Genomic DNA, 10,390 nt, shown 5'->3' with positions numbered 1-10,390 from the left:
ACAGCCTTGAACCCGACGTGAAGGCGGCCAAGGACAAACTCCAAAGCCTAGTTGATGACCCAACAAGCACCAATGACACTCTCAACGCTGCCAAGACCGCTCTGGACGACGCGCTTACTAAGGCTAAGTCTGATCGCGACCAGACTATCAGCGATGGTGACACCACTGAGGACAGCATCAAGGACAAGCCGCTAGCAAAGAACCCCGCGGTTGCCCAAGCGATTACTGATTACGATAATGCCAAGAAGAATGCCGGCGACGATAAAGGCACTACTGAACAAATCAGCACCGCAGCTGCCAAACTCAAGTCCGCTATCGGTGACGCCAGCCAGGCAATTATTGACGCTAAGACAACGCTTGGAAAGACTGCGCCATACAGCCTAGAACCTGATGTTCAGGAAGCCAAGGACAAGCTCCAAAAGCTAGTCGCCGAACCAAGCAGCTCGAACCAGGCAATTGACGATGCTAATAATGCCCTAGGCGATGCACTTAAACAAGCTAAGACTGACCGTGATCAAGCAATTGACAATGGTGATACCTCTGAGAACAGCGTCAAGGACCAGCCACTCGCTCAGAACCCAGCCGTTGCTCAAGCAATCACTGATTACGACAACGCTAAAAAGAATGCAGGAGATGATAAAGGCACTACTGAACAGATTCAAAACACAGCTGACAAACTTAAAGCTGCTATCGATAAATCTGAAAAGGTCATCGGTGACGCCAACGCACTGCTTGGCAAGACCGCTCCTTACAGCTTAGAACCTGATGTTCAGGCGGCCAAGGATAAACTCAAGAAGCTGATCGATAACCCAGCAAGTGGCAACGAAGACATCAACGCTGCCAAGACTGCTCTGGACGATGCGCTTACTAAGGCTAAGACCGATCGCGACCAGACTATCAGCGATGGTGACACCACTGAGAACAACATCAAGGATCAGCCGGTCGCTAAGAACCCAGCCGTTGCCCAGGCGATTACCGATTACGACAATGCCAAGAAGAATGCCAGTGACGATAAAGGCACCACAGAACAAATCAAGACCGCAGCTGACAAGCTCAAGACTGCCATCGGCGATGCTGGTAAGGTGATCAACGATGCTAACACAGCGCTGGGTAAGACGGCTCCGTACAGCCTAGAACCTGATGTTGAGGCAGCCAAGAACGCGCTCCAGAAGCTCGTTGACGAACCAAGCAGCTCGAACGAAGACATCAGCAAAGCCACGACAGCCCTGGACGACGCCTTAACTGCTGCCAAGAAGACTCGCGAAGACGTTATCAATAATGGTGACGCTGTCGTAGCCAAGATTGGTCCAGACATTGTGGCAAACCCAGACATTATCAGGGCGCTGAAAGGCTACGACGACGCTAAGACCAATGCAGCTAAGGATACTGGCACCACTAGCGCGATTGATGAGGCTGCAAAAGCACTACGGGCAACGATTGACCGCGTCAACAAGGTCCGGGATGAGGCTGGACGACTCATCACGAGCGCAGCAACTGCACCGTACAGTTACGAGCCTGATGTTGCAATTGCAAAGAGTCAGCTTACCCAACTGCTCGATGATCCGACTATCAGTACCGCAGATCTGCAACGAGGTATTGACGAACTGCAAATCGCTGTGATCGTCGCCCAAGTTGAGCGTAAAAAAGCGACCGATGATGGAACCGCTGCAATTACGGCGGCACATGACGCTGGGGTCGCCGATAATCCGGACGTTGCGGCAGCAATCGCCGATTACAATGCACTCGTCGCCCGCGCAGCAACTGATGATCCGAATGCATTGACGGAGGACATCGCCCAAGCAGTTGCTCGGATTCGGGCCGCGATTGTGACTGCAACGACGGAAAGTGAATTACCGGACACGTTCGGTGGTTCCAACACTGAGGATGGTGAATCAGCACCGATTCAGAACAAGCTACCAGCAACCGGCGGTAAGGGGGTATCTGCAAACAGCCTGCCAGAAACCGGTGGAACCAGCACTAACACCAAACTGCCGCAGCTTGCCGCAAAACCCGTGACAAAAGCCGCATTACCGCAAACTGGTGACAAGGTGGACAAAAAAGCTTCAGTACTTGGTTTACTGGGGATTGCCCTTACAAGCCTGTTCGCACTAATGTTGCACCGGCGTCGCGAAGACGACTAAACTGCACCAAGACTGATTCGATGAAGTCAAAAAAGAAGCCAGACAAATTTGTCTGGCTTCTTTGTGTTGTGCTCCTAATTGTACTAGTACGGGTTAATTTGGATACGGGAAATATTATACCATCAGCCAAGTAATCCCAGTTAGATCGTGGGTTTAGTCCGCATCTTTTCGACAAGCTCCGAATCTGGCGTGACCGCCAGCGTCCGCTGCCCGGTGTAAATCACATATCCCGGTACGGCACCGTTAGGCTTCTTAATCCGCTTAACGGGAATGTAGTCGACCTGAACGTTTGCTGAATGCTGGGAGCGTGAGTAGTAGGCAGCCAGATTAGCAGCTTCAAGCAGCGTTTTATCACTGGGATCATCGTCTTGGATGATCACGTGTGAGCCAGGAACGTCCTTAGCATGCAACCAGATGTCGGACTTAGCCGCGGTGTGCAGGGTCAGCTGGTCATTTTGCAGGTTGTTTTTACCAACCAGAATGTGCGTACCGTCACTAGCCCAAAAAGAATCGGGCTTAGCCACCTTGGGCCGCTTCTTCTTGCCCTTGGTCTGGTGCCGAATGTAGCCGGCCTGCTCAAGCTCCGTGCGGATATCCTCAAGGTCCTTAGGCGCCGCCAAGTCAACGAGGGCAGAAATGCTCTCAAGGTAGCTGAGTTCATCCTCCGCTTCCTTGATTTGCTCGTGAAGGTGGCTGACAGACTTGCGCATCTTCTGGTAACGAGTGAAGTACTTCTGTGCGTTTTGGTTTGGACCGAGATCCGGGGCCAGCGTGATTTTGAGTGGCTCCATGTTGTCGTAAAAATTCGGCAAGGTGACGTTGTTTGCACCGCGGGGAACTTGCTGCAGGTAGGTAGTCAAAATCTCGCCGCGAACGCGCAAATCGTCAGCCTTGGCACTGTCTGCCAGCGTTTTGCGTAGCTTCTTCAGTTTGTGTTCCACCCGGTCTGTGTTGTTCTTCAGCACCCGAATCAGCGTCGAGCCGACTTGGTTCACGCGGTCGCGCTCAGCCTTCTGGGCATAGTAAGCGTCCAGCATCGCGGAGAGGGTGGGGAAGTGCTCTTGTTCACCCTTCAGCGTGACAAAAGGGGTAGCGGTGAACGCGGCTTTTTTGGCGGTCGTGATGGTTGGTTGCGGCTCGTCAAAACTCTTCATGAATCCAGCCCACGCCGCGCCTGGTAAGCCGCTCTTCATGCGCGTGGCGACCTCTAGGGCAGAATCACGTGCAAAGCCCTGGAACCGCTGCTGCAGGCCCTTAGCGAGCGTAGCGGTATCATCAGTGTCCAGCAGGTCAACGTACTCCTTGTTGCTGGCGGTGAAGGGATTCAGTTTGTCCTGGTGCGGTGGCTCCACGTAATTAGCCCCTGGCATCAGCAGCCGGTAGCGGTTCTCGTCAGCCGGAACGTGCCGAATGAGGTCCAAAATGCGCCGCGAATCGCGGTTGATCAGGGTGATGTTAGAGTGCCGGCCCATGAGTTCAACGATCAGCTGTAGCTGCAAGTCGTCCCCAAGCTCATCGCGTGTGTTAAAGTCCAGGTGAATGATGCGGTCCGCACCAACTTGCTGGATATCAGTCAAGGTTGCGGCCGCTAAATACTTACGCAGCGTCATCGTGAACGTGGTCGGCACCGCGGGACTGGCAAAGGGGATTTTGCTGATCTGCACCCGCGCGAATTGCGGGTTTGCGGACAGCAAAAGAGGCTGGTTTTTGCCACCAGCCCGAATCGTTAAGACAATTTCGTTAGGGTAGGGCTGTTGGATTTTGCTAACACGCCCGTTGGTAAGCTGCCGCTGCAGCTCGCCGACCATTGCGTGGGTGAAAAGACCGTCAAAAGACATTGTGTACCTCCATTAACTACTGTGAATGACAAAGCCGGATAAACCAGCCCATTTGTACGGATCAATTAATCCATACCCGAATATATACAATGATAATTGTACCTTTTTGTTAAGTTCGTGGCAAAAGTGGGCAGGAATGCGGTTTATCGGTTAGCCAAGGTTAAGGTGATGTGGTAGATTATATGTTGATAACAAATGAAGGAGTTGGGAAAGTGACGAAAATTGCGATTGTTACCGATAGTACAGCATATTTGACTCAGGAACAGGCCGCAGAAAACAACATCACAGTTGTGCCAATTCCAGTCATCCTCGACGGCAACGTATACGACGAGGGGAAGGATATTACCCCCGCTGAATTCTACAGCAAGCTGAAAACAGCTAAGACCTTCCCGAGCACAAGTCAGCCACCGCTGGGCGAAATGCTGAAACTGTATGAGAACCTTCGCAATGAAGGCTACGAACAGGTAATTAGTATCCACCTAGCCAGCACCATTTCCGGCTTCCAGCGGAACCTACGAACAGCCGTTGCAGACCTCGACGGAATCAACGTTACTGTGTACGATTCAAAAATCACGGTCATGCTGATGGGCTGGCTTGCTCTCGAAGCGGCCCGGATGGCAAAGCAAGACAAAAGCGTCAGCGAAATCATTGCGCGCTTAGATGATTTACGCGATTCAATTGATGAATACTTCATCGTTAACGACATCCAAAATCTCGTGCGTGGCGGTCGTTTATCTAACGCCGCTGGGTTCGTAGCCGGTATGTTGCGCATCAAGCCATTATTAACATTCGATCCAGATACAAACAAAATTGTAGCCATTGAAAAAATTCGGTCCCTGAAGAAGGCCTACGCAAGAGTTGAAGAACTCTTCAGCAAAGCCTTGGCAGAAACGGACTACCCAGTTCGGGGATTAATCATCCACGCCAACGATCCAGAGGCAGCAGAAGCTTGGAAAGCTGACCTAGAGAAGAAGTTCCCCGAAGTCGAGTTTGAAATTTCCTTCTTCGGTCCAGTCATCGGGACGCATCTAGGGGAGAAGGCAATTGCTCTCGCTTGGATGAAAGACTTTACGAAGGTGTAAGTAACGCTCAAAGCAGTTTCGGAGCATAAATCCGCAGCTGCTTTTTTTGTACTTACAAGTGCTAATAAGCTGCAGTATGATGGCATTGAATAATGATGAGCATGTAGTTTTATGCGTGTTGTGAACAAATCACATAGGCAATTATAGAGATTGTGGAGGAATGAGCATGATTGATTTCAATCCCGAACCAGGTAAGATTCTCAGCAGTAAAACAATGTACAACGGGCCGATCTTCAAAGTGCGCCAGCAGCAGATCAGCACTCCAGATGGTCTCACAATCGAACGGGACCTCATCGATCACGGCCCAGCTGCCGTAATTCTTGCCATGACCCCAGATGGCAAGCAGGCGCTTCTAGGCCGCGAGTACCGCGTTGGTGTTAACCGCGAAGCCATCTCACTACCGGCCGGCCTTATCAATCCAGGAGAGAGCCCTGAGGAAGCCGCAAAGCGCGAACTGGGGGAGGAGACTGGCTACGTCGCCACCGATCTGCGGGAACTACTCACCCTTACCGCGAGTGAAGGTATGACCAATGAAACGCAGCACTGCTTCCTTGCAACAATTGATCCTGCTAAGCGGATCAACAAGCACTTCGACGCCGACGAGTTCGTTAGCAGCTCACTGGTCGATTTTGCGGACATCATCACCGCCATCAGGAAGGGACAAATCACCTCAGCACAGACCATTGCTACTGTTTCGTACTACTGCGCATTTGTCGCCAATAAGTAGCTCACTGGACTGCAGTGGATAACACACGGCTGGCTCTAACGTGTTAGCTATTAGTAACTTTCCGTAGATTTATACATTCAGTGTCACATTCGGCAAACTTGTTTGGCAGTCAATGTTAGTTTGCAGATTAGTTATATTATTTTGGAGTATGCCCACACTTTTGAAAGATGTGGGCATACTTTTTTTGTGTGGCACTCGGCTTTCCGAAAATAATGTTTGTGTTAAAAAGGCTGTGTTGTCAGGCTTTAAAGACCGTTGTACAATAGTTCTATGAATATCAAACAATCAATTAGTAATGATGAACTGCGCGTCAAAATTTTCAAGGCACTTGCTGACGAAAACCGTCTGGCCATTATCCGGCATTTGAATCAAGCTCCAAAGATGATGGAATACACCAGGCTTACCGCCAGCTTTAAGTTGAGCAAATCGACAATGTCGTACCACTTAAGAATTTTGCGTGAAGCCGGACTGATAACAATGACGCGGCATGATCAACATAAGGCGGTAGCAATCAATCGTGAGGTCTTTGATGGCGTTCTGCCTGGCTTTTTACGAACTCTGTAGCGGTTGAATAGCAGAGTAGGCGGTCTTACACAGATTTCGATAATATTCGAACTGTCGAAATACCACATGTGCTCATACTTTGTAGCAATAATTCGACAATTAGACGAAGTTAGCCGGTAAATTATTGTTTTCATTTTTACACCTTTCGAGATACCTCAAAAGCCATGTTATTCATACGACTAATTCGGGACACATCAGCACGTAATTCCATTCGTAAAATCAACGCTGTCATATACTAACGACTTGTTTTCTCACATTAGTTTCTAATTGAAATAACTTGTTGTGTGTTCACATCATTGCGTCAATCAGCATCAATAGGTTGTTATACTGAGCAGATTCGTCCGAGATTAACGAAGCCAAAACAAAGCTTCGGTATAGTCGTTACAGTGCTGCTTTTTTTGATCAAATAAGTAGCCCGTCTGTTTCGACCTCCAGAGGAACTTTGTTACGTTGCGAGGCCAATAATCACCATGTCGCTCAGGGGCTCTCAGTTGCGCAGAAGCGCCTGTTCGTGGTGAGGTGTGCGTCTGGATGCAGCACAGGGTCAAACACATACACGCGTAGTTATCGTGGTAATCAGAGCCTAATGTAGTTCAGAATTGCTTGAGCTGTATGGGCACAACAGCAACTGTCATTGAATCCGAAACCAATCCGGGTAGCAAAACATATCTAAATCTACGAATTATAATGCTAACATCTAACTAGATCTTCGCTTAAGGTTCCAGGCAAATACGTGGTCGTTGCTTTTACCGTTGCTGTGGCCTTGCGCTGCGAGCGACGCGCTGAGCAATAGAATGTGACGACTCTTAAGCATTCTGATCTATTTGAGGTTGGTACGTTTGTCTGACGGAAAATGGACGTAATGCCAACGAAGTGGGGCGCTTAGCTGAAGGCCGCCTGTTTCCATTCCTCTCTAGTTTACATAATATATATTATACGCAGTGGGCCCGTACGCGAACGGTGGTCGACTTGGCTGCTGCCAAACTGCACCGCGGCCGGTTTTCATGTCTGTCAAACTTACTAAGTTCGCACAGCAAATTTATCCAGCGTAATAATTGATTGCTACGACTTCACCAATAGTTTTAAACAAAAAAATAGTTTTAAACAAAAAAATGCGCCCAGCTTTCGCTGAACACATTCCATACTTACCATGCTGCTGTTTTTACGCGGTGTGGCGACCACGACTGATGTGCCGTGACCAAGCATATGCGCCACCAAGCATCGTAAGCAACCATGTCACTAGTGATACCCAAATACTGAGTTTCAAGTATCTTGGGCTCACATACCGTAGTTCGGCAACATTATTACCTTTATGCACCTTAACGCTCGGTGCGTTAATCCTGTTCCGATTGTAATCGCTACCAGCTAATTTATTGCCATTTAAAGTTAATTCTGAATTAGCGTACATAACCACCGGCAAGCGCACTAAACCGGATTTGTTGCTCTTAAAACTGATGTTTAAAGCACCATTACTACCAACTGTCTTCGTAAACTGACCATTTCGACTTGGCAGAGCAACTTCCTTGATATATTTTTGCGACAATTCGGCGTAAACCGTGGAGCCACTGACATACTGATTTGCGTCATCGGCGGCGCTGATTGGCAGGTAGTCGATCACACCAGTGTAATAATTGCGTAAATTGCTAGCAAGGTCGGCCGATCCAAAGGCTGCACGGACATCGCCCGCATTAAAACTGGTCGTTGTCCGGATGTGTGTAGCGGCATAATCAGCATTGTTGCTGACACCTTGGCCGTTTAGCCAATCAACGCCCTTCTGCGTCATCAATGTTAGCGGCTGGAATGCAAACAGCACGACCAAAACGATTTCAAAGCTGCGAGTCATTTCAAGCACTTGACCACTGATTGTGTGTGTCTGTACCCAAGTGGACTGCTGAACAGCCATCAGCACTGCGACTAAGAGCAACGGAATCGCAACTGCCAGCAGGCGATCTGGGAATTGTAGCGTATGCTTTAATTTTGGAATGTATTGATTCAGCACGTCCCATGGAAAGATTTTGCTGGATAGCAGTAAGAATAGTCCTCCTGTGATTGCGGCCGTCCGTTCGGTGCTGTCCATGTGCTTAGCGACAAATGCGCGCACGATAACGAAACAAAATCCCAGCGTGAACACTAGTCCCAGTAGGCTCTGGTAGCTCTCAGCAAAGCTAAGAGACGTCGTGTTGGCAATTAGGAACTTCACCCCAAACGTACTGAGCACGTGGTTATCACGGAACACGTTGATAAATGCCGCCCAGTAGTTTGCTGTCAGGAGCACCGCCAGTACGATTGCAACGAGCATGTGTCCGCTGAATTGACCGCGATGCTTGCTCCGCATGAAGGTTACTACCACGAATGGCACTAAAGCAAGCACTGCCATTAATGCGGACAGAATGTGTACCTGGATCAGCACCGCCACAGCAACGGCGAGCCAAAGCGTACCCTTAGCATCTAAGCCCCGCTTCCGCAGCATCCGCACACCAGCCGCCAACGCAAATGGAATGAAGGCCATACCCACGCCAGCAAAGCTCTGATTCAGCGCCCACATTGGGATCCAACTGCAGAAAACGATAATGGCCGCGGCAAACCGTGCAAAATGCCGATTGATACCCGCAGTCCGCGCCAATAAGTACATGCCGCTGCCCGCAATTACATACAAAAGAAATGCCGATGCCAGTTGGAATCTGAACCATGTTTTGCATGTCAGTAGCAAAGCGCCCAGTATGTACGCGCAGTAAGGCCCATAAACCGCATTAATGACCCGGCCGGATTGGCTAAAGCCATAATTAGACTGCATATAGCTGAACCGATGCGTTCTAATTTGCATTGCGGCGTCATAGATCCTGTTGAAATGGAAATTGTAATCAGTTCCCAAACTCAAGGTGCGTGATAATAATTGCGGCATAACTGCTATCAGCGCCACCAGGATAATCATTCCGCCAGTAACTACCCAATCAGGCAGCGCTCGATGTTTAGATTTTTGCATGGAAAACCCACTTTCCCCCTCCCCCGCTTCTCGTAAGGGGAGGTGATTGTACTAAAGACAACGGGGCAGCTTTTTTTCACAGCCAGTCCCCCGCTCACATACTTTTATATTGTAGCGCAAATAATAAAGCTGCCACTGGCAAAATTTTTTAACTTGCCTAGCCAAAGTAAAAGCCCCGCAAAAGCGGAGCTTCACCGTTAATTCTTTTTATTGCTGTGCGTCAAACGTTGCCAAAGCTTCTTAATCCCGTTTCTTATCACTTGAAAGAATGATAAGGATTTAACGATGTGGTCAGCCGGAACGTACTTACGAATTGCCCGCAAAAGTGTGTGGGGATGCCGAGAAGAAAACGAGTAATCGACTCCCGACTTAGTGCGCACAGCAAAACGCGGAATGCGCCTGCCACCGAAAAGAACTGACACGATTACATAATCGACTTGCGTCCAAGGAATCTGAATGTAATCATCATTCTTACGATCATTATAGAATTCAAAGGCTTTGTTGCCGATCATAATCTTACCATATGAGTCGAGACCCGTATAAGCAGTTCCCTCTTCGGTCAAATCAACTTTAGTATTCATTGATTCAACTGTTTGCATTGCCTTTGGTGCCACTTTCACCATTACTCATTCCTCCAACTTCATGTGTAACGTATATTCACTGTAAAAATAAGAGCTCGGGCAGAAACTACCCAAGCTCCTATTATATAGTATAGCACCATTACGTGTGATGAATATTGACTACATGAGGCCCCATACGTGGAACAGAACACCGACAACGAAGAGACCGAGGATAACCCAGATTGGGGAAATCTTCTTCTTCAGAAGCCACATGCACAGGAAGGTCAGCAGCAGAGCAGCCAGGCCAGGAATCAACTGGTCCAAATTGTTCTGAAGTGTGGTGGTCTTGATCTTGTCAAGAGCCAGACCGCCAGCCTGCTGGGTCAGAGCATCGTGGATACCCTGCGCACCCTTTGGGAGGTGTGCCCAGTCAATGTAAGCACCCTTTGAAAGAGGGGTCTTAGAAACAACTGGGGTGAACTTAACGTTAACCCA

At 49.1% G+C, this 10,390-nt stretch carries 8 protein-coding genes; 4 read left to right on the top strand and 4 right to left on the bottom strand.

All coding sequences use genetic code 11. From position 1 onward, the window contains the following. Positions 1-2,141, top strand: a 2,141-nt coding sequence (locus tag GN107_RS11065; RefSeq protein ID WP_155288064.1) for an LPXTG cell wall anchor domain-containing protein, incomplete at its 5' end; no start/stop codon positions are given. A 140-nt stretch (positions 2,142-2,281) separates the two neighbouring features. Here GN107_RS11065 and GN107_RS11060 read toward each other — a convergent pair. Next, positions 2,282-3,979, bottom strand: coding sequence for an NFACT RNA binding domain-containing protein (locus GN107_RS11060; RefSeq protein ID WP_155287910.1), 1,698 nt, complete (start codon positions 3,977-3,979; stop codon positions 2,282-2,284). Between the two features lie 212 nt (positions 3,980-4,191). On the opposite strand from GN107_RS11060, the gene GN107_RS11055 reads away from it, so the two are divergent. The 3 genes from GN107_RS11055 (at position 4,192) to GN107_RS11045 (ending at position 6,352) form a co-directional block, all read left to right on the top strand. Next, on the top strand, positions 4,192-5,061 hold the full coding sequence (locus GN107_RS11055) for a DegV family protein (protein ID WP_230678615.1): 870 nt from the start codon (positions 4,192-4,194) through the stop codon (positions 5,059-5,061). A 166-nt stretch (positions 5,062-5,227) separates the two neighbouring features. After that, the gene (locus GN107_RS11050) at positions 5,228-5,788 is read left to right on the top strand and encodes an NUDIX hydrolase (RefSeq protein WP_155287908.1); all 561 of its coding nucleotides are present in this window, start codon (positions 5,228-5,230) and stop codon (positions 5,786-5,788) included. Positions 5,789-6,058: 270 nt separating this feature from the next. After that, on the top strand, positions 6,059-6,352 hold the full coding sequence (locus tag GN107_RS11045) for an ArsR/SmtB family transcription factor (RefSeq protein WP_155287907.1): 294 nt from the start codon (positions 6,059-6,061) through the stop codon (positions 6,350-6,352). 1,162 nt (positions 6,353-7,514) lie between these two features. On the opposite strand, the gene GN107_RS11040 is transcribed toward GN107_RS11045, so the two are convergent. The 3 genes from GN107_RS11040 to GN107_RS11030 form a co-directional block, all read right to left on the bottom strand. After that, positions 7,515-8,984 carry a putative glycosyltransferase family protein gene (locus GN107_RS11040; protein WP_155287906.1) on the bottom strand — a complete coding sequence of 490 codons (1,470 nt, stop codon included), beginning with the start codon at positions 8,982-8,984 and terminating at the stop codon, positions 7,515-7,517. A 548-nt stretch (positions 8,985-9,532) separates the two neighbouring features. Beyond that, complete coding sequence (locus GN107_RS11035) at positions 9,533-9,958, bottom strand: DUF956 family protein (protein ID WP_155287905.1); 426 nt, start codon at positions 9,956-9,958, stop codon at positions 9,533-9,535. Positions 9,959-10,075: 117 nt separating this feature from the next. After that, a partial coding sequence (locus GN107_RS11030; RefSeq protein ID WP_196246310.1) for a PTS system mannose/fructose/sorbose family transporter subunit IID occupies positions 10,076-10,390 on the bottom strand: 315 nt, incomplete at its 5' end.

This window comes from Lacticaseibacillus zhaodongensis, from assembly GCF_009687905.1.
Classification (GTDB): domain Bacteria; phylum Bacillota; class Bacilli; order Lactobacillales; family Lactobacillaceae; genus Lacticaseibacillus; species Lacticaseibacillus zhaodongensis.
Note: the sequence above shows the minus strand (reverse complement) of the source record. Positions and strands in the feature narration are given on the sequence as shown.